We start from the raw sequence: 21251 nt of genomic DNA, 5'->3' as shown, positions 1-21251 counted from the left end.
TCATGACGGATGTTCAGCCGGGGCCTGGACGGACACGCTCGCCTCCACGTCGGAGAGCGCGAAGTCATCCATCGTCAGCGTGCCGACCTGGTCGATGGACAGGCCCACGCTGAGGGCCTTCGCCGCGGAGGGTGTCGCGGGCGTGGTCCATTCCGCGAAGGTGTAGCTGCTGCGCGGGGGCAGCAGTGGCCCCTGCGACCAGTAGGTCCAGGCGCCCGCGCTGTTGCGGTAGTACGCCTTGAACCTCACCTGCGTGGTGGCCTTGTACCAGGCGGTGATCCGGTAGTGATGCCCCGTGGTCGGCGTGGGAGTGCAGCTGCTGTCATCCTGACGGGTGATGAGCTTCCGGTCTCCGTCGGTGATTTGCGTGATGCGCACCTGCTGAGCCCAGCTGCCTCCGTGCGCGTCCGACGTCCGGTTCCAGGTGAAGGTGTTGTTTCCAAAGCCGCCGCGCTGCCAGCAGTCCGGGGTCCCATCACCGTTGCTGTCCGCTTCGAGCGACGGATTCTTCAAGAGCTGCGCGGGGGGCCAGCTCACCGGGGGCTTGAGCACTCCGCCGATGATGGCGTCCATCGTGGCCACGGTGGTGCCTCGCGAGGCGCGGGTGGCCAGCCAGTCGATGAAGGCCGTCAGGTTGGCGGGCGAGATGGAATAGGTCTGCGGCGGGTTGCACGGCCCGCAGATGTGGTGGAAGACGATGGGCACCCAGCCGCCGCCTGACTCTTCGGCACGCAGCACGTAGTTCTTCAGGTCCGTGAGCGTGGTGGTGGCCTGCACGGAACCGTGGGTCCGGATGGCGTACGGTTCCGCGGGAGGTACGGGCTCGGCGGCCGGGCTGCTGCCGCTCGGCGTCGTTCTCAGCCCGCCGCTCTCCCTCGCGGAGTTGTAGTTGCAGTCGATGACGATCTGCCGCGTGGTCGCGTCCTCGTCGCCGAAGGGATAGGCGAAGGACGTCACTCGGAAGCCCGCGTTCAGCAGGGCGACCCGGTCGTTGCAGATCTCCTTGCGCTGGTCGTCCGGCGACAGCTCCGTGAGGTGCGGATGGGTCAGCGTGTGGCCGCCAATCTCATGGCCCTTGTCCTGGAGCGCGTGCACCTGGGCGAGCGTGAGGCGGCCGGACTGCCCCAGCCTGCCGCTGTTGACGAAGAACGTCCCTCGCATGCCTCGGGCCTCCATGGCGGAAGCACCGATGAGCTGGGAGGCCAGGCAGTCGTCGAAGTTCAGCGAGACGACCACCTGGCCGGGCAGGAGGGCGGTGGCTCGGGTCGTGGGTTCCATGGTGGGTGCTCCCCCTTGTGCACGAAGGCTTCACCCACAACCTGCGCATGCGCCGCTACTCGAGCTTCGATGTAGCGTCGATGGTCAGCTCCAGCGTCGTGAGCGCCGGATCCGCGAGGATGTCCGCTTCGTTGAAGTGCACGGGACGGAAGTGCTTGCCGGAGAAGAGGTCCGCCTGGTCCGCGAAGTGCGGTGACGCCGGGTCGGCGGACTGCGCGTAGGAGAGGACCGCGTTCGCCTTGGGCCCTTCCGGCGTGAACTCCATCACCATGAGGAAGCTGGTCCCGAAGTCGACCAGGTAGCCTTCCGGCGTGAGCCCCGTGCCGGGGGAGAGCAGCGGGCCCTGCGGCTGGGACTGCGGCAGCAGCGTCGCGTTCGCGCCGGAATAGCCGACGACGTTGGTGACGCCCTCGAAGGCCGCGCCGCCATGCAGCGGCACCTTGCGGTCTCCCTTCCACGCGAACTGCACGTCGCCCAGCTTCGTTCCCACCGCGATGCCCGCCTTGCCCAGGAGCGCCACGGCCTCCGCCAGCTTCTGGTTCACCGGATCCACGCCGGACTCCGGCGCGGGGACCAGCCCCGCCGGCGTCACCGCCGCCCGGGCCGGATCGAAGGGCTGCGCGAAGAGGGCTCCCCGGTCCACGAGGTCGGAGCGGTTGAAGCCGTTGAGGAACTCGCGCCAGATGATGGCGCCCGCGCGATCCAGCTCCAGCCGGCCATCCCACGTTGCAATCAGCTGGCACGCCTCCGTGATGTCCACCGGCGCGCCATCGACGACGATGGGCTCCGCGCCCTGGCAGCGCTGCACCACGGCCGTGCGCAGCTGCTCCGCCACCCAGGTGCGGTTGCTCAGGATGGCCTGCTCGGCCTCCTCGCGCGTGAAGCGCCCGTCGCTGCCGGCCGCCGCGGTGTCGCCCTGTTCGGTGATGAGCGTGAGGTTCATGTGCGAGCGCGTGCTCATGCGGCCGCGCGTCCCGAAGATTTCATAGAGGAAGGGCAGGTCGAGCAGGGGCGCGGCGGGGTTGGCGAACGTCGCCGGATCATTCGCGTTCATCACGAAGTCCGTGCGGCTGAGCTGCGGCATGACCGTCGTCGGCACCAGACCGTGCGACTCGCTGTCCAGGCCCACCCATTCGTCGCGGGACGTGCTGCCGTCCAGGAGGACGAGCCCCAACGACGCGAACACCGGCGCGTCCGGCGTGGACTCGAGCGAGTCGCGATACGCCGCGACCGTGGCAGGGCTCAAGTAGGGGACCCGGGACGCGTCCACGTAGCGCGTAGCTCCATCCGCGCTCGCGAGCAGCGTGTTCACCCAGGGCGCGCCGCGCACGGTGCGCTCCACGTCCGCGGCCTCGCCGATGTCGCGGGCCGTGTTCAGGCGCACCCAGTGCTCCGCGAAGCGTGGGTTGTCCTCCGTCGCGTCGCGCGTCGTGTACGCGGTCTCGTCCGTCCAGTCCGCGCCGGGGCCAGCCAGGATGGGGCCGTAGTGGCTGCGCCAGAACGTGCGCGTCTCCTGCGTCATGCCGCCGTCGTCCCCCCGCACGTTGACGGTGACGGTCCGCGACGTCATGCGGCGGGTCGCTCCGTCATAGACGTACGCCGTGGGGTCTCCCGGCACGAGCTTGAGCCGGTACAGCGTCAGGTGGCTCGACGCCGTCACGGTGTGCGTCCACGCGATGTCCCGGTTGAAGCCGATGTTGATCGCCGGCACGCCCAGCAGGGACACGCCGTACACGTCGAGCTTGCCGGGGATCGTCTGGTGGCTCTCGTGGAAGCGGAGGCTGCCCTCCCAGGGGAAGTGCGGGTTGGCGACGAGCATGCCCCGGCCGCTGGCGGTCTTCTCGCGGCCCAGCGCCCAGCCGTTGCTGCCCAGCTCATCCTTGCGCGGTGACAGCGCGAGCGGCCTCGACTGGAGCCGCTCGCCTTCCGCCTCCGCGCTCGGCGGCTGCGCGTTGCCCACGTAGCCCAGCAATGGCACCAGCGTGTCGAACAGCGACAGGTCAAAGTGATACGCCAGTAGATCGTACGCGCTGATGGGCTTCACCCATGCGGCGCCCCGACAGGGCTCGGGACGCTGAGCCGCCGGCACGTCCGCGAGGTACTGGTTGTAGCCCGCGGCATAGCCCTGCACGAGGTCGCGCAGCTCCTGCGACTGCTCCGCGAAGCTGGCCTCGGCGCGGGCGCGCAGCGCGAGCCCCAGGTAGGTGAAGTCGCTTTCGAGGAAGGCATCCTGCGGGCCCCGGCCCAGGTAGCGAGCGCGCTCGCCACGGACCTTGAGGAACTGATCCGCGAGGATGCACACCGCGTCCTGCGCCTGCGCGTAGCCGATGCCGGCGCCCAGGCTGCGATACCCGTCAGCCTGGATGTGGGGGACGCCGTAGGACGTGCGGTGGAGGGTGGCCTTGAGCGGGGAGGGCGCCGGTGGGTCGTCGTTCCGGCAGCCGCCGAAGGCCGTCAGCGTCAGCAGCAGGGACAGGGAGAAGCGGGAGGTGCGCATGGGTCACAGTTTCGCAAACAGGGCTGACAAGTTTATTCGCTTTATGCGTGTATTTCAGTCTGTGAGGGAGTGTGCTCCTGACACGCTTGTCTCGAATGAAAAATTATCGTGGACTTCAAGGGTATTCGCGTGTGTTGCTCCGCGCGCGCCGAGCCCTTCCCCCGGGGGCCGCGCGGAAGTGAGTCCGCACGCATGTCCCAGGCCTCCGCAGCTCCCGTGACCCTTGATGCCTCGCGCATCGATCCCAACGCCCTGGCCATCCTCGAGCGCCTTCGCGGCGCGGGGTTCCAGGCCCTGCTCGTGGGCGGTTGCGTGAGGGACCTGCTGCTCGGGCAGACGCCCAAGGACTTCGACATCGCCACGGACGCCCGGGCGGACCAGACCCACGGCCTCTTCGAGGAGTGCCTGATGCTGGGCGGCCGGGGCTCGGTGATGACGCTGGTATTCGAGGGCGGGAAGCCCTTCGACGTGGCCACGCTGCGTCCGCTGCGCACGCCCGCGTCCACGCCGCGGGTGCCGCTGGACGCCGACCTGAGCGCCGTGGCCCGCGAGCTTCCGGTGGGCACCGTGGCGCAGGACGCGGCCTCGCGAGACTTCTCCATCAACGCGCTCTTTCATGATCCGGCCACGGGCCAGACGCTCGACTTCGTGGGCGGGGTGGCCGACGTCCGCGCCCGCGTGCTGCGTTCGCTGGGGGAGCCCTCCGAGCGCTTCCGCGATGATCCGTCGCTCGTCTACCGGGCGCTGCGCATCTCCGCCCGGCGCGGCCTGACCCTCGAACCCCGGACGCTGGAGGCCCTGCGCGAAGGCGCCGCCGCGCTGCCGGACAGCCCGTTCGCGTTGCGCCTCCATGAGCTGCTGGAGTGCCTGAGCCTGGGTGTGGCCGGGGCCTGCCTGCGCCGCATGCGCGAGTTCGACGTGCTGGCGCGTACGCTCCCGTCCCTGGGACGACTGAGCCCGTTCGCGTGGGAGGGGCTGTTCTCGCTCGGGGATGCCATGGACCGGCTCCATGCCCAGGGGCGCGGGCTCGGTCATCCGGCACGGCTCGCGGCGCTCCTGCTGCCCCTCGCGGATCCCCCGGTGCTGTCGGGCGTGGACGCGCCTGTGTCCCTGGCGGAGCTCGTGCCGGCGGGGGACGACGCGGAGCGGCCGCCGCTGGTGGAGGACGGCCTCGCGGTGCTGGCGGCGCAACGTGTGTTGCGTCAGGGCCCTGACAGCGCGGGAGCCGCGGAGCTGCTCGGCTCGCACCTGCTGACGGAGGCGCTGGACGTGTACTCGCTCACGCTCGATGCCACGGGCGGATCGCGGCAGGTCCTGGATGCGTGGCGCGCGAGGCAGGGCGCATGAAGCTGCTGTCACTGCTGTTCCAGGCGTCGAAGGGCCGCTTCCTGGCGTCCGTGCTGGCCGGGCTCGTGTCCGGCGCCTGTGGGGCCGGGTTGATCGCGATGATCAACCGGGCCCTCGCGGGCACCCAGGCCCATGGGGCCGTGGAGGTCTCGCTCTTCGTGGGGTTGGTCGTCGTGGCGCTGGTGTCGCGCATCGCGGCCCAGGTGTTGATCAGCCAGATCAACCAGGACTCGCTCTTCGACCTGCGCTTGAAGATGAGCGCGCAGATCGCCCGTGCGCCGTTGCGTCAGTTGGAGGAGCAGGGCTCCCACCGGCTCCTGTCCGCCCTGACCGAGGACCTGTTCCACCTCACCAACGCCATGGCGATGCTGCCCCGGCTGGTCATCAACGCGTCCACCGTGTTCGGGTGTCTCGTCTACATGGTGATGCTGTCGCGGACGCTGCTGCTCGCGCTGGTCATCTGCCTGGTGCTGGGCATCGCCACCTACCGGCTGTCCACCGCGAGGGCGGTGCGTGACATGCGCCGGGCGCGCGAGGTGCAGGACGAGCTCATGCTGCACTTCCGGGGGCTGACCGACGGCATCAAGGAGATCAAGCTCCATGCCCGGCGGCGCGACGACTTCCTGTCGCGTGTGATCTCGGACGCCGCCGGCCGGGTGAAGGACCTCCAGCGGCGCGCCGCGACGGCGTTCGCGGTGGGCTCCAGCTGGGGGATGTTCCTCTTCTTCGTCGTCATCGGCGTGCTGCTCTTCCTCCTGCCCCACCTCACGCAGGTGAACACAACGGCCCTGGTGGGGTACACGCTCGCGGTGCTCTACCTACAGACGCCCCTCATGTCCCTTATGGAGGGCATGCCGTTGATCTCCCGCGGGCAGGTGTCCCACACGAAGCTCGAAGCCCTGGGCCTGTCGCTCGCCGCGTCCACCGAAGAGGCGCGCGAGCCGGCGGCGCTGGACGCCCGGCCGTCGTTCCAGAAGCTGGAGCTGCGAGGCGCCACCCACCGCTACCAGCGCGAGCACGACGACCGGACCTTCACCCTGGGCCCCATCGATCTGGAGCTGCGCCCGGGGGAGTTGCTGTTCATCGTGGGCGGCAACGGCAGCGGGAAGACCACGCTCGCCAAGCTCATCACCGGGCTGTATTCGCCCCAGGAAGGGCAGATCCTCCTGGACGGCCAGCCCGTGACGGCCGGGACCCTGGAGCACTACCGGCAGCACTTCTCCGCCGTGTTCTCCGACTTCCACCTCTTCGACCGCCTGATGGGACTGGAGGGGGAGCTGTCCCAGGTGCAGGGCTTCCTGGAGCGGCTGAAGCTGGAGCACAAGGTGCGCCTGGACGGGAAGGCGTTCTCCACCACGGCGCTCTCCCAGGGTCAGCGCAAGCGCCTGGCGCTGGTGACGACCCTGCTGGAGGACCGCGCCATCTACCTCTTCGACGAGTGGGCGGCGGACCAGGATCCCGCGTTCAAGGCCGTCTTCTACCGGGAGCTGCTGCCGGAGCTGAAGCGGCGCGGCAAGGCCGTGGTGGTCATCTCCCACGACGACCGCTACTTCGACGCGGCCGACCGCCTGCTGCGCGTCGAGTCTGGCCAGCTCGTCTCCGAGCCCCTCGCGGAGCCTTCCGCCGAGTCTCCCCGCGCCGCCTCCTGAGACACACGTTTTCCCGCCGAGTGGGATACGGACCCGGATATCAGTCATGGTGGTTCTGGCGAGTAATCAAAAGCTCTATTGGAAACTCAGAAATACAGTTATTTCTCGCAGTTGAATGAGCCCGGCCTCTCCCCGACCGTCCTCCCTTTCGGTTTTCGCTCAGCGTCCTCCATTTGAGTCCCTGGTGGACCTGCTCCGGCACCGGAGCGCTGACGCGGCTCGCGCGTCCCGGTACACGTTCCTGGGAGAGACAGGAGAGCTCGAGGCCTCCTGGACCCACGCGGAGCTGGACCTGTACGCGCGGCGCATCGCGGGGGCGCTGGCGGGCGTGGAGCCTGGCGCGCGGGCGGTGCTGCTGTATCCGCCGGGGCTCGACTACATCGCGGGCTTCTTCGGCTGTCTCTACGCGGGGCTGGTGGCGGTGCCGGCGTATCCGCCGGATCCGTCGCGCCTGGAGCGCACGCTGCCCCGGCTGCGCGCCATCATCGAGGACTCGCGCGCGACGGTGGTGCTGACCACGTCCTTCATCCTGTCGATGAAGGAGTTCCTCACGGATCAGGCGCCGGAGCTGAACGGGCTGCACTGGGCCGCCACGGATGCGCTGGAGCCCGGAGCGGAGGACGGATGGCGCCCTCCCGTGGCGCGTCCGGACACGCTGGCGTTCCTGCAATACACGTCGGGCTCCACGGGGATGCCCAAGGGCGTGATGCTCACGCACGGCAACCTGCTGCACAACCTGGACGCCATCCACCGCAGCTTCCGGGCGAGCGCCGACAGCGTGGGCGTCATCTGGCTGCCGCCGTACCACGACATGGGTCTCATCGGCGGCATCCTGGAGCCGCTGAACGGTGGGTTCCCGGTGACGTTGATGTCGCCGCTCACGTTCCTGCGCCGCCCGCTCGTCTGGCTGGAGGCCATCTCCCAGTACAAGGGCACCATCAGCGGCGGCCCCAACTTCGCGTTCGACCTCTGCGCGCGGCGCATCTCCGAGGAGGAGCGGGCCCGGTTGGACCTGTCCTCGTGGGAGGTGGCCTTCTGTGGCGCGGAGCCCATCCGCACGGAGACGCTGGAGCGCTTCAACCGCACGTTCGGGCCGCAGGGCTTCCGCGCTCCGTCGCTCTATCCCTGCTACGGCCTGGCGGAAGGCACGCTGATCGCCACCGGTGTGGCGCAGGGCGCGGGCGCCTCGGCGCTCACGTTGGAGGCGGAGGCGCTGGCGCGTTCTCGGGCCGTGCGCGTGGAGCCGGGCACTCCGGGCTCGCGTGAGCTGGTGGGGTGTGGCCAGTCGATGCCGGACCAGTCCATGCTCATCGTCGACCCGGAGGCGCGCACGCCTCGCGCCGACGGCGAGGTGGGTGAAATCTGGCTGCGCGGCCCCAGCATCGCGCAGGGCTACTGGCAGCGGCCGGAGCAGACGGAGGAGGCCTTCCAGGCGCGCCTCGCGAGCACGGGCGAGGGCCCCTTCCTGCGCACGGGCGACCTGGGCTTCGTCGTGGACGGCGAGCTGTACGTCACCGGGCGGCGCAAGGACCTCATCATCCTGCGTGGCCGCAACCACTACCCGCAGGACCTGGAGCTCACGGCGGAGCGCGCGCACCCGGCCATCCGCCCGGGCTCTGGCGCGGCGTTCAGCGTCGACGTCGCGGGCGAGGAGCGGTTGGTCCAGGTCCATGAGGTCAGCCTGCGCGACGGCGGGGACCTGGGCCCGGTGCTGGCGGCGGTGCGCCAGGCGCTGAGCGAGGAGCATGAGCTCCAGCCCCACGCGTTGATCCTGGTGGAGCCGGGAAGCGTCCCGAAGACGTCCAGCGGGAAGATCCAGCGGCGCGCCTGCCGCGAGAGCTTCCTCGACGGTTCGCTGCGTGTCGTCACCCAGTGGAAGGAAGGCAGCGCGCTCGAAGCGCACGCGGACGTTCACGAGGACGCTGGGCCTGGGAACACCGCCGAGTCGATGGGCGCCTGGCTGCGAAGCCGCGTGGCGGCGCGCCTGCGCGTCCGGCCCGACGAGGTGTCCGCCACCGAGCCCATCACCCGGCTGGGCCTGGATTCGCTCGCGGCGGTGGAGCTGAGCCACGACATCGAGAAGGGCCTGGGCGTCATCCTGCCCATGGAGGCGCTGCTGCAGGGGCCCACCATCGCGGAGCTGGCCGGGCGCGTGCTCGCGCACCGCGCGGGTTCCAGCCGTCTGACGCCGCCCTTGAAGCCGCGGAACCGTGAGGAGCTGCCCGCGCTGTCCTTCGCGCAGCAGCGGCTGTGGTTCCTGGATGCGCTCGTCCGTGGCAGCCCCGCGTATCACATCCCCGTCGCGGTCCGGCTGGTGGGGCCGCTCCATGTTCCGGCGCTTCAGCATGCGCTGGATGTGCTGGTGCGGCGCCATGAAACCCTGCGCACCACCTTCGTCTCCCGCGACGGCGTTCCGGCGCAGCGCATCCTCCCGGACCTGCCCGTGACGCTGGAGCAGGTGGATGTGAGCGGGCGGGAGGATCGCGCGGAGGAGACGGCGCGTCTGGCGCGAGTGGAGGCGGCGCGCTCCTTCGACCTGGAGACGGGTCCGCTGATGCGGGCCCTCCTGGTGAAGGAGGCAGAGGGCGAGCACGTGCTGGTGGTGGTGATGCACCACATCGTGTCGGACGGCTGGTCGATGGGCGTGATGGTGCGGGAGGTGGGGAAGGCCTACGAGGCGAAGGTGAAGGGCGTTGCAGCGCAGGAGGAAGCGCTGGACGTTCAGTACGCGGACTGGGCGGCGTGGCAGCGGGAGTGGCTGGAGGGCGGGGCGCTGGAGGAGCAGCTGGGGTGGTGGAAGCAGCAGTTGGCTGGCGCGCCCTCGGCGCTGGAGCTGCCCACCGACAAGCCCCGGCCGGTGAACCCCACGTTCCGTGCTCACACCGTCGACGCCAGCCTGTCTCGGTCGTTGTCGGAGGCGGTGAAGGGGCTGGCGAAGCAGGAGGGCGTGACGCCGTTCATGGTGCTGCTGGCGGCGTGGCAGGTGGTGCTGGCGAAGCACGCGGGGCAGGACGACGTGAGCGTGGGAACGCCCATCGCGGGGCGGCAGCGCGCGGAGACGGAGGGGCTGATCGGCTTCTTCGTGAACACGCTGGTGGTGCGCACGAAGGTGGCGGGCGGGGCGAGCTTCCGGGAGCTGTTGGGGCAGGTGAGGGAGACGACGCTGGGTGCGTACGCGCACCAGGACGTGCCGTTCGAGAAGCTGGTGGAGGCGTTGCAGCCCGCGCGCGACCTGGCGCGACACCCGTTGTTCCAGGTGATGCTCGCCTTCCAGCAGGACTCGCTGCCTGAGCTGAAGCTGCCGGGCCTGGCCTTGAGGGCCGTGCCGCTGGACTCCGGCGCGGTGAAGTTCGACCTGTCGCTGAACCTGTCGGAGACCGCGGAGGGCTTCACCGGCACGCTGATCAGCGCCGCGGACCTCTTCCACCGCGCGAGCACCGAGCGGATGGTGCGGCACTGGCACACGCTGCTGGAGGCCGCGACGGTCCAACCCGGACTGCGGGTGGACGCGCTGCCGCTGCTGGATGAGGAAGCGCGGCGCGCGGTGCTCGAGGCGTGGCCGGAGGAGCGGCTGGCGGCGGGGAACGACACGTGTCTGCATGCGCTCTTTGAAGCGCAGGCGGCGCGCGTACCGGACGCCGTGGCGGTGGTGGGCGGCGGCCAGTCGCTGACGTACCGCGCGCTGGACGCGGGCGCGAACCAGCTCGCAGGTGCGCTGCGCGCGATGGGCGTGGGCCCCGACGCTCGCGTGGGCCTCTGCGTGGACCGGCGTGCCGACGCGATGCGTGGCCTGCTGGGCATCCTCAAGGCCGGCGGCGCCTACGTTCCGTTGGACCCCGCGAACCCCGGGGAGCGGTTGCGCCTGATGCTCGACGAGGCGCGCGTGGACGTGGTCGTGACGATCCGCGAGCTTGCCTCGCGCTTCGACGGCCACCCTGGACGGCTCGTGCTGCTGGATGACGGGGCGGCGCCGTTCGCGTCGTTCCCCTCGGATGCGCCGCCCGCTCGCGGCGCGGTGCCGTCGAACCTGGCCTACGTCATCTTCACCTCGGGCTCCACCGGCCGGCCCCGGAGCGTGGGCATCGAGCACCGGCAGATCGTGCGCTACGTGCGGGGCCTCGTGCGGCGCCTGGACCTTTCGCCGGGCGCGTCGTTCGCGTCCGTCTCCACGCTGGCGGCGGACCTGGGGCACACCGCGCTCTTCCCCACGCTGGCCCAGGGCGGCACCCTGCACCTGGTGGACACCGAGACGGCGTCCGACCCGGCGGCGCTGGGTGCGTACTTCGCCCGGCATGGCGTGGAGGGGTTGAAGATCGTCCCGTCGCACCTGCGGGCGCTGCTGGCGTCGGAGTCGCCGGAGCGGTTGTTGCCGCGCCGCTGGCTGGTGCTCGGTGGCGAGTCGTCCGACTGGGCACTCGTGGATCAGGTGCGTTCGCTCGTGCCGGGCTGCGCGGTGTTCAACCACTACGGCCCCACGGAGACCACCGTGGGCGTGCTCACGCTGCCGGCCTCCGCACTTGCGCGAGAGGACCGTCCGGTCGTCGTTCCGCTGGGCCGGCCCCTGCCGGAGGTGCGTGCGTACGTCCTGGATGCGGGCCTGCGCCCGGTGCCCCCCGGCGTCGCGGGCGCGCTCTACATCGCGGGCGGCACGGTGGGCCGGGGGTACCTGGGCCGGCCGGAGCTCACCGCCGACCGCTTCATCCCGTCACCGTTCGCGAAGACGCCCGGCGAGCGCATGTATCGCACGGGCGACCGGGCGCGGCTCGGGCCCGACGGCGCCATCGTGTTCCTGGGGCGCGAGGACGACCAGCTCAAGGTGCGCGGCTTCCGCGTGGAGCCGGGTGAAGTGGAGGCGGTGCTCAAGCAGCACCCGGCCATCGCCGAGGCAGTGGTGGTCGCCCGTGATGCGGGCGGTGGTGAGCGGCGGCTCGTGGCTTATGGCGTGCCGACGACCGGTGGCCAGCTGGTGCCGGACCTTCTCAAGACGTTCCTCGAAGAGCGGTTGCCGTCGTACCTGGTGCCGTCCGCGGTGGTCGTGCTGGAGACCCTGCCGCTCACCGCCAATGGCAAGGTGGACCGCCGCGCGTTGCCGGAGCCGGCCGAATTCGCGCGCGCGGAGCCCTCGGCGCCGGGCACTCCGTACGAGGCGCTGCTCGCCTCCGTCTGGGCGCAGGTGCTGGGCGTGAGCGACGTGGGCCCTGGCGATGACTTCTTCGAGCGCGGCGGACACTCGCTGCTGGCCACGCGCGCGGTGTCCCGCATCCGTTCGGTCTTCCAGGTGGACCTGCCCCTGCGCGCGCTGTTCGAGACGCCGAAGCTGGGCGCGCTCGCCAGACGGCTGGAGGCGCTGTCTCGCACGGGCGCGGATGCCGTGCGGCCTCCTGTTGTCCCCGTGCCCAGGGACCGGCCGCTGCCGCTGTCGTTCGCGCAGCAGCGCCTGTGGTTCCTCGACCGGATGGAGCCGGGCAACGCGCTCTACAACGTGCCCGCCATGCTGTGGCTGGACGGGGCGCTCGATGCCGAGGCCCTGGAGCGCTCGCTGGCTGAGATCCTCCTGCGCCACGAGGTGCTGCGCACGACCTTCCACGAGACACCGGACGGAGCGGTCCAACGCGTCGCACCGGCGCCCGCGCGCGCCCTGACGCACGTCAACCTGCACGACGTTGCCCCGGATGCGCTCGAGGCGCGGGCGCTGGAATGGGCGCGCGAGGAAGCATCGCGGCCGTTTGACCTCGTCGCGGGCCCGCCGGTGCGCATGTCGCTGCTGGCGCTGCGGGATGACCGGCACGTGCTGGTGCTGGTGCTGCACCACATCGTCGCGGACGGTTGGTCGCTGGGTGTGCTCGTCCGCGAGCTGGGAGCGTTGTACGGCGCCTTCACGCGCGGCACCGCGTCCGGCCTGCCGGCGCTCGCCGTGCAGTACGCGGACCACGCCGTGTGGCAGCGCGGCTGGCTCCAGGGCGCGGTGCGGGAGGCGCAGCTCTCCTGGTGGCGCGAGCAGCTCCAGGACGCGCCCCGGGTACTGGACCTTCCCCTGGCTCGCCACCGCCCGAAGGTGCGCACGTCGCAGGGGGCCCAGGCCACGCACGTGCTGCCGCGCGCAACGGCGGAGGCCGTGCGTCAGCTCGCGCTGCGCGAAGGTGCCACGCCGTTCATGGTGATGATGGCGGCCTTCCAGGCGCTGCTGCATCGCTACACCGGCCGCACCGATCTCCTGGTGGGCACGGACATCGCCAACCGGCACCACGCGGAGACGGAGGCCCTGGTGGGCTTCTTCGTCAACCAGGTGGTGTTGCGCACGCGCCCCACGCCGGTGCTGCCGTTCCGGGCGCTGCTGGGCCAGGTGCGCGAGGCCGCGCTGGGCGCCTACGCCCACCAGGATCTTCCGTTCGAAGAACTGGTGCGCGACCTGAACCCGGAGCGCAGCCTGGGCGCGTCGCCACTCTTCCAGGTCAAGCTCATCTTCCAGAACGCGCGCGACGCGGAGCTGGCGCTGCCCGGCCTGTCCCTGCGGGTGGAGTCCATTGACCCGGGCGCGTCGAAGTTCGACCTCACCGTGGCCTTCAGCGACACCTCGGAAGGCCTGTCCGGCCTCTGGGAGTACAGCACCGACCTCTTCGACGCGGCGACGGTGGCGCGCATGCAGGAGCACCTGCGCACGCTCCTGGAAGGTGCCCTGTCACGGCCTGACGGCGCGCTGGAGTCTCTGCCGCTGCTCACGGAGGCGGAGCGGGCCCACGTCCTGGGAACCTGGAACGCCGCCACGCTTCCCATCGGCGAGCCCCTGCGGGTCCACCGCCGCTTCGAGGCCGCGGTCTCGACCTTCGGCGACAGGCCCGCGCTCCGCTTCGAGGGGCAGGAGGTGAGCTACCGGGAGCTGGAGGCGCGCTCCAACGCGCTCGCGCGCCACCTGCGCGCGCAGGGCGTGGGGCTGGAGACGCGCGTGGGCATCTGCCTGGAGCGTTCGCCGGAGCTGGTGATCGCCATGCTGGCGACGCTCAAGGCCGGCGGCGCCTTCGTCCCGCTGGATCCGGCGTACCCGAGCGCCCGCCTGACCTTCATGCTGCAGGACTCCGCGGTGCCCGTCGTGGTGACGCGCTCGGAGCTCGCGGACGAGCTGCCGGCCACGGGCGCCCACCTGGTGTGCCTGGACGAGGACGCCGCGCGGCTGGAGCGGCTTCCCGGAACGACGTTGGAGGACGCGGGAGCTCCCGAGCACCTGGCGTACGTCATCTACACGTCGGGCTCCACCGGCAGGCCCAAGGGCACGCTGCTGACACACGGGGGCCTCTGCAACACGGCCGTGGCGGTGGGCCGCGCGCACGGCGTCCATCCGGACAGCCGCGTGTTGCAGTTCGCCTCCAGCAGCTTCGACGCGGGCGTGTGCGAGGTCTTCTCCACGCTCCTGGCCGGCGCGTGCCTGGTGCTCGCGCCGAAGGATGCGCTGCTGCCGGGGCCCGCGCTGGAGCGGACGCTGACGGAGCAGGCCATCACCACCGTGACGCTGACGCCGTCGGTGCTCGCGCAGCAGTCGCCGGAGGGGCTCACCCGGCTGGAGACGATCATCTCCGCGGGCGAGGCCTGTCCGCCGGAGGTGGTGCGGCGCTGGTCGCCGGGCCGCCGCTTCATCAACGCGTATGGCCCCACGGAGATCACCGTGTGCGCCACGCTGACGGATCAACCGCTGTCGGCGGACCGCGTGACCATTGGCGGACCGCTGGCCAACGTGCGTGTGTACGTGCTGTCCCCGGCGCTTCAACCGGTGCCGCCGGGCGTTCCTGGCGAGCTGTACGTGGGCGGCGCGGGCGTGGGCCGCGGCTACCTGGGCCACCCGTCGCTCACCGCCGAGCGCTTCATGCCCGACCCCTTCGCCACGGAGCCCGGCGCGCGGATGTACCGCACGGGTGACCGGGCGCGGTGGCTGGAGGCCGGAGCCCTGGAGTTCCTGGGCCGTTCGGACGCGCAGGTGAAGGTGCGCGGCTTCCGCATCGAGCTGGAAGAAGTGGAGGCCGTGCTGGGCGCGCAGGCCGGCGTCCAGGCCGCGGCGGCGACGGTGCGTGAAGAGGCGTCAGGGGTGCGCCGGCTGGTGGGCTACGTGGTGCCCTTCGAGGGCGCGGCGGTCGACGAGGCCTCGCTGCGCGATGGGCTGCGGCGGCGGTTGCCGGAGCACATGGTCCCTTCAGCCTTCGTGGTGCTGGACGCGTTGCCGCTGTCGCCCAACGGCAAGGTGGACCGGAGCGCGCTGCCGGCGCTCGGCGGCCGTCCGACGCGCGAGGAGGCCACCTTCGTGGAGCCCTCCACGCCCGCGGAGCGGCTGCTCGCGTCGCTCTGGCAGCAGATCCTCCGCGTGGAGCGGGTGGGGGCGGACGACAACTTCTTCGAGCTCGGCGGCGACTCCATCATCAGCCTCCAGGTCGTCGCGCAGGCGCGGCGGGCCGGACTGGCGATCACGCCCAAGCAGCTCTTCGAGCACCAGAAGCTGCGGGACCTGGCGGCGGCGGCCACTCTGGATGCCACCCCGGCCGTCGCCGACGCAGGACCGGCGAGCGGGACGGTGCCGCTCACCCCCATCCAGCGCTGGTTCCTGGAGCAGGGGTCGCCCGCGCCGGAGCACTACAACCAGGCGGTGCTCCTGGCGGCTCGCGAGTCGCTGGACGCGGGGCTGGTGGAAGCGGCGCTGCGGGCGCTCTGGCGGCACCACGACGCGCTCCGCCTGCGCTTCACCCGCGCCTGCGATGGATGGTCGCAGCAGTACGGCTCGCCCGACGAAGCGGTGGACTTCCTCGTCCGCGAGGATCTGTCCGGCCTGCCCGAGGAGGCGCGCGAGGCGCGGCTGGAGCAGGTGGCCACGCGCGTCCAGGGCAGCCTCGATCTGGGTTCGGGACCGCTGATGCGGGCGGTGCTCTTCACGATGGGCGCGGGGCAGCCCGCGCGGCTGCTGTGGGTCATCCACCATCTCGTGGTGGACGGCGTGTCCTGGCGCACGCTGCTGGAGGACTTCGAGTCCGCCTACCTGGCGCTGCGCGACGGCCAGGCGCCCGCGCTGCCTCCGCGCACCACGTCCTTCAAGACGTGGGCGGAGCGGTTGGAGTCCTACGCCGCGACGGACGCGGTCGCCGCGGAGGCTGAGGTCTGGGCCGCCCAGGCGCGAGTGCCCGTGGAGCCGCTCCCGCTGGATGGTCCCGGCGGCGAGAACACCGTGGCCTCCGCGCGGACGGTGGCGGTGGAGCTGGACGCGGAGACGACCCGGTTGCTGCTGCGCGAAGCCCCCACGGCGTGGCGTGCGCGCGTGGACGAGCTGCTGCTGTCCGCGGTCGCGCGGGCGTTGGGACAGGTCCTGCGCGTGGGCCGCGTGCGCGTCACGCTGGAGGGACATGGCCGCGACGTCGCGCTCCCCGGCGTGGACGTGTCGCGCACCGTGGGCTGGTTCACCGCGGCGTATCCGGTGGTGCTGGATGTGGCGGGCCGGGGCTCGGAAGGAGACCTGCTGCGCGCCGTGCGTGACTCGGTGCGGACGGTGTCCGGCCGGGGCGCGTCCTACGGCATGCTGCGCCACCTGCGCGGAGACGACGTCTCGCGCGGCCTGGGCGTGCAGCCCGCGCCTCCGGTGGCCTTCAACTACCTGGGCCAGTTCGACGGCCTGGCCGCGGGGCTGACGCTGCTGGAGCCCGCGAGCGGGAGCACAGGCCTGTCGAAGGTCCCCGGCGCGCTCCGCACGGAGGTGCTGTCGGTGGGGGCGCGCGTGTTGAATGAGCGCCTGCGCCTGGAGTGGACCTTCAGCGAGCACCTGCACCAGCGCGCCACGGTCGAGGCGCTGGCTGGCGCGAGCCTGGAGTCGGTGCGGTCCCTGGTGGCGCTGCGCTCCACGCCAGACGCCCTGCGCTACACGCCCGCGGACTTCCCGCTGGCGAACCTGTCCGCGGACATCCTGGAGCGCATCCTGCCGCCCGGTGAGGCCGTGGAGGACGTGTATCCGTTGTCCCCGCTGCAAGAGGGCCTGCTCTTCCACGGCATCCTGGCGCCGGAGTCGGGAGCGTACTTCGAACAGGTGAGCTGTTCGTTCCACGCGCCCCTCAACGTGCAGGCCTTCCACCGCGCGTGGCAGGAGGCGGTGGCGACCGAGCCGGTGCTGCGCACCGCGTTCCGGTGGGAAGGGCTGGAGCGTCCCCGGCAGGTGGTGTTATCCCGGGCCGAGCTGCCCTGGCGGGAGCTGGACTGGCGCGGCCTGTCCCCGGAGGAGCAGGAGGCGCGACTCGTGGCCCTCCGCGCGGAGGACCGGGCACGCGGCCTGGAGCTCACGCACGCGCCGCTGATGCGCATGTCGCTCATCCGCACGGACGCGCGCGTCCATCACCTGGTGTGGAGCTTCCACCACCTGCTGATGGACGGCTGGAGCGTGGGCCTGCTCCTGCGGCGGATCTTCTCCCTCTACGAGGCCTTCGGACAGGGCCGCGCGCTGCCCCGAAGTGAGGGCGCGACCTTCCGCGACTACATCGCGTGGTTGCAGCACCAGGACCTGGGCCGCGCGGAGCGCTACTGGCGTGACGCGCTGGCCGGCCTCACCCAGCCCACGCCCTTGCCGGAGGACCGGGGAGCGGCGCGCGCGAGCGATTCGCGGATGCTGCGGCGGCTGTCCCTGTCGGGCTCCGTGACGTCGGCGCTCCAGGAGTTCGCGCGCCAGCAGCAGGTCACCCTCAACACGCTGGTGCAGGCGGCGTGGGGCCTGATGCTCGGGCGCTGCGCGGGGCTGGAGGACGTCGTCTTCGGCGCGACGGTGTCCGGCCGTCCGCCGGAAATCGAAGGCGTCGAGTCCACGGTGGGCCTGTTGATCAACTCGCTGCCGGTCCGCGTCCGGATGCCGGGAGACGCGGTGCTCGGGCCCTGGCTCCAGGCGTTCCAGCAGCGGCAGGCGGAGCAGCGACAGTACGAGTTCAGTCCGCTGGTGGAGGTGCAGGGCTGGAGCGGGCTGTCGCGCGGGGCGTCGCTCTTCGAAGCGCTGCTCGTGTTCGAGAACTACCCGCTGGACTCGGCCGTGTGGGAGTGGGCGCGGAACCTGGAGGTCCGCGGCTTCGTGGTGAGCGAGTGGACGAACTACCCGCTCACGTGCGTCGTCGTCCCGGGCCGGGAGCTGGAGCTGAAGCTGCTGCACGACGTGGGCCGCTTCGCGCCGGAGTCCGCCGACGCGATGCTGCGCCACCTGGGCACGTTGCTGGAAGCGTTCGTGTCACACGCGGACGCGCGGCTGGATGCGCTGCCCATGCTGTCCGCCATGGAGCGCCAGCAGGTGCTCGCCTGGGGGCAGCCCAAGGCGCCGGCGTTCGGCTCCACGCCGAACGTGCACCAGCGCTTCGAGGCCTGGGCCGCGAAGACGCCGGACGCGGTGGCGGTGACGTACGAGCAGGCGTCGCTGACGTATGGCGAGCTGAACCGGCGGGCGAACCAGCTCGCGCACCACCTGCGCAAGCAGGGCGTGGGGCCGGAAGTCCGCGTGGGCCTGTGCGTGGAGCGCTCGCTGGAGATGCTGGTGGGCCTGCTCGCCATCCTCAAGGCGGGCGGCGCGTACGTCCCGTTGGATCCGTCGTATCCGGCGGAGCGGCTCGCCTTCCTGCTGGAGGACGCGGACGTGCCGCTGCTGCTCACGCAGGCGCGGCTGGTGCCGACGCTGCCCGCGAGCCGACCGGTGTTCCGGCTGGATGCGGACTGGGACCGCGTCGCGGGCGAGCCCACGCAGGATCCGGCCCCTTCGGCGACGCCGGAGAACGGCTGCTACGTCATCTACACCTCGGGTTCGACGGGCAAGCCCAAGGGCATGCAGATCGAGCATGCCCGGGTGACGCGGCTCTTCACCGCCACGGCGCCCTGGTTCTCCTTCGGCTCCGACGAGGTGTGGACGCTCTTCCACTCGTACGCCTTCGACTTCTCCGTCTGGGAGATCTGGGGCGCGCTCATCCACGGGGCGCGGCTGGTCATCGTCCCGTATCTGGTGAGCCGTTCGCCGGAGGCCTTCCGCGCGCTGGTCCACGATGAAGGCGTGACGGTGCTCAACCAGACGCCGTCCGCGTTCCTCCAGTTCGTGCAGGCGGACGCGGCCCGGGCCACGGGCGGCGCGTCGAGCCTGCGGTGGATCATCTTCGGCGGCGAGACGCTGGAGTTCTCCAGCCTCCGGGCCTGGTTCGAGCGGCACGGCGACGCGCGGCCGAAGCTCGTGAACATGTACGGCATCACGGAGACGACGGTCCACGTGACCTTCCGCCCGTTGACGGCCGAGGACGCGGCCGGCGCGCAGCCCAGCAGCGTGGGCGTGCCCATCCCGGACCTCCAGGTGTACGTGCTGGACGCGCGCGGCGAGCTTGCGCCCATGGGTGTCCCGGGCGAGCTGTTCGTGGGCGGTGAAGGCCCCGGCCGGGGCTACCTGAAGCGCCCGGCGCTCACGGCGGAGCGCTTCGTGCCGGATCCGTTCTCCGGACGTCCCGGCGCGCGGCTGTACCGCACGGGTGACCTGGGCCGCTGGCGCTCCACCGGGGAGCTGGATCACCTGGGCCGCATCGACCACCAGGTGAAGCTGCGTGGCTTCCGCATCGAGCTGGGAGAGATTGAAGCCGCGCTGCGTGCCCATCCCAGCGTGCGCGACGCGGTGGTGCTGGTGCGGACGGTGGCCGGCGACGCGCGGCTCGTGGGCTACGTGACAGCCCGCGACGGCGCGCACGTGGACCCGTGGGAGCTGCGCCGCGTGCTGCGCGAGCGGCTGCCCGACTACATGGTGCCGCAGGCGCTGGTACCCCTGGAGGCGTTCCCCCTCACGTCCCACGGCAAGCTGGCGCGTGAAGCCCTGCCGCTGCCGGAGGCGGTGGACACCGAGGAGTCCTCGTCCGCGGACGTGGCGCCGAGGACGCCCACCGAGGAGCTGCTGGCGGACATCTGGGCGTCGGTGCTCGGCGTGGCGCGGGTTGGCCGCGACGACGACTTCTTCGAACTGGGAGGCCACTCGCTGCTGGCGACGCAGGTGGTGTCCCGGTTGCACTCGGTGTTCCCCGTGAAGGTTCCGCTGCGGGAGCTCTTCGAGAACCCGACGGTGGCCGCCTTGGGCCAGTGGCTGGACGCGGCGCTCGGCGCGAAGACGGGAGCCGAGGCCATCGCTCGCATTCCGTCGCGAGTCCGTGGTGAAGGGGAGTCACTGCCGCTGTCGTTCGCGCAGCAGCGGTTGTGGTTCCTGGACCGGCTCACGCCTGGAAGCGCCGCGTACAACATCCAGGCCGCGCTGCGGCTGAAGGGACCGCTGGACGTGGCCGCGCTGGAGCAGGCGTTCACGCACGTCGTCCAGCGGCACGAAGCGCTTCGCACCACCTTCGGATCCGTGGAGGGACGTCCGTTCCAGCGCATCGCGTCTGACGCGTCCTTCGCCCTGCGGCGGGTGGACGTGAGCGGCGGCGAGGACCGCGCGCGGGAGACGGCGCGGGTGGCGACGGAGGAGGCGCAGCGGCCGTTCGACCTGGATGCCGGGCCGCTGATGCGGGCGCTGCTGGTGAAGGAGGGAGAAGGGGAGCACGTGCTGGTGGTGGTGATGCACCACATCGTGTCGGACGGCTGGTCGATGGGCGTGATGGTGCGGGAGGTGGGCAAGGCCTACGAGGCGAAGGCGAAGGGCACCGCGGCGCAGGAGGAGGCGCTGGAGGTGCAGTACGCGGACTGGGCGGCGTGGCAGCGGGAGTGGCTGGAGGGCGGGGCGCTGGAGGAGCAGTTGGGGTGGTGGCGGCAGCGTCTGGCGGGAGCGCCCTCTGCGCTGGAGTTGCCCACCGACAAGCCCCGGCCCGTCGTGCCCTCGACCGAGGGCGCGAGCCTGGACGTGCGGCTGTCGCGGTCGCTGGCGGACGCGGTGAAGGCGTTGGCGAAGCAGGAGGGCGTGACGCCGTTCATGGTGCTGCTGGCGGCATGGCAGGTGGTGCTGGCGAGGCACGCGGGTCAGGACGACGTGAGCGTGGGAACGCCCATCGCGGGGCGGCATCACGCGCAGACAGAGGGGCTGATCGGCTTCTTCGTGAACACGCTGGTGCTGCGCGCGAAGGTGGAGACAGGCGCGACGTTCCGGGAACTCTTGGCGCAGGTGCGGGAGACGACGCTGGGTGCGTACGCGCACCAGGACGTGCCGTTCGAGAAGCTGGTGGAAGCGTTGCAGCCAGCGCGTGATCTCGCGAGGCACCCGCTGTTCCAGGTCCTCTTCACGCTGCAGAACACGCCGGTGACACCGTGGGCGGTGCCGGACCTGTCGGCGGCGCCGTATGCGCTGTCACGACGGGCCTCGAAGTTCGATCTCGCGCTGTCCCTCACGGAGCAGGAGGACGGCTTCGCGGGCTCGGTGGAGTACAGCACGGACCTGTACGAGGAGCGGACGGTCCGTCGGTGGATGGACGGCTTCGAGCGTGTGGTGCGAGCGCTGGTGGAGAAGCCGGAGCGGCGGGTGGGGGACGTGGAGTGGATGGGGG

General features: G+C 71.4%; 5 protein-coding genes. 3 read left to right on the top strand and 2 right to left on the bottom strand.

What is annotated here, in order from left to right; all coding sequences use genetic code 11:
- Together D7Y21_RS03720 and D7Y21_RS03715 are read right to left on the bottom strand one after the other, a co-directional pair.
- On the bottom strand, positions 1–1278 hold the full coding sequence (locus D7Y21_RS03720; RefSeq protein ID WP_121711282.1) for a polysaccharide deacetylase family protein: 1278 nt from the start codon (positions 1276–1278) through the stop codon (positions 1–3).
- A gap of 55 nt (positions 1279–1333) precedes the next feature.
- The gene (locus D7Y21_RS03715) at positions 1334–3775 is read right to left on the bottom strand and encodes a penicillin acylase family protein (RefSeq protein WP_121711280.1); all 2442 of its coding nucleotides are present in this window, start codon (positions 3773–3775) and stop codon (positions 1334–1336) included.
- A gap of 192 nt (positions 3776–3967) precedes the next feature.
- Between D7Y21_RS03715 and D7Y21_RS03710 the strand changes: the two genes are divergently transcribed.
- From D7Y21_RS03710 to D7Y21_RS03700, 3 genes are all read left to right on the top strand, one after another.
- On the top strand, positions 3968–5122 hold the full coding sequence (locus D7Y21_RS03710) for a CCA tRNA nucleotidyltransferase (RefSeq protein ID WP_121711278.1): 1155 nt from the start codon (positions 3968–3970) through the stop codon (positions 5120–5122).
- A complete protein-coding gene (locus D7Y21_RS03705) occupies positions 5119–6771 on the top strand; it encodes a cyclic peptide export ABC transporter (protein WP_147469180.1) in 1653 nt (550 codons plus the stop codon). The genes D7Y21_RS03710 and D7Y21_RS03705 overlap by 4 nt, the downstream gene beginning before the upstream one ends.
- Positions 6772–6955: 184 nt before the next feature.
- Positions 6956–21251, top strand: a 14296-nt coding sequence (locus D7Y21_RS03700) for a non-ribosomal peptide synthase/polyketide synthase (RefSeq protein ID WP_121711275.1), incomplete at its 3' end; no start/stop codon positions are given.

Source organism: Corallococcus sp. AB045, from assembly GCF_003668895.1.
GTDB classification, from domain to species: Bacteria; Myxococcota; Myxococcia; order Myxococcales; family Myxococcaceae; genus Corallococcus; species Corallococcus coralloides.
This window is presented reverse-complemented; position numbering and strand designations above follow the sequence as displayed.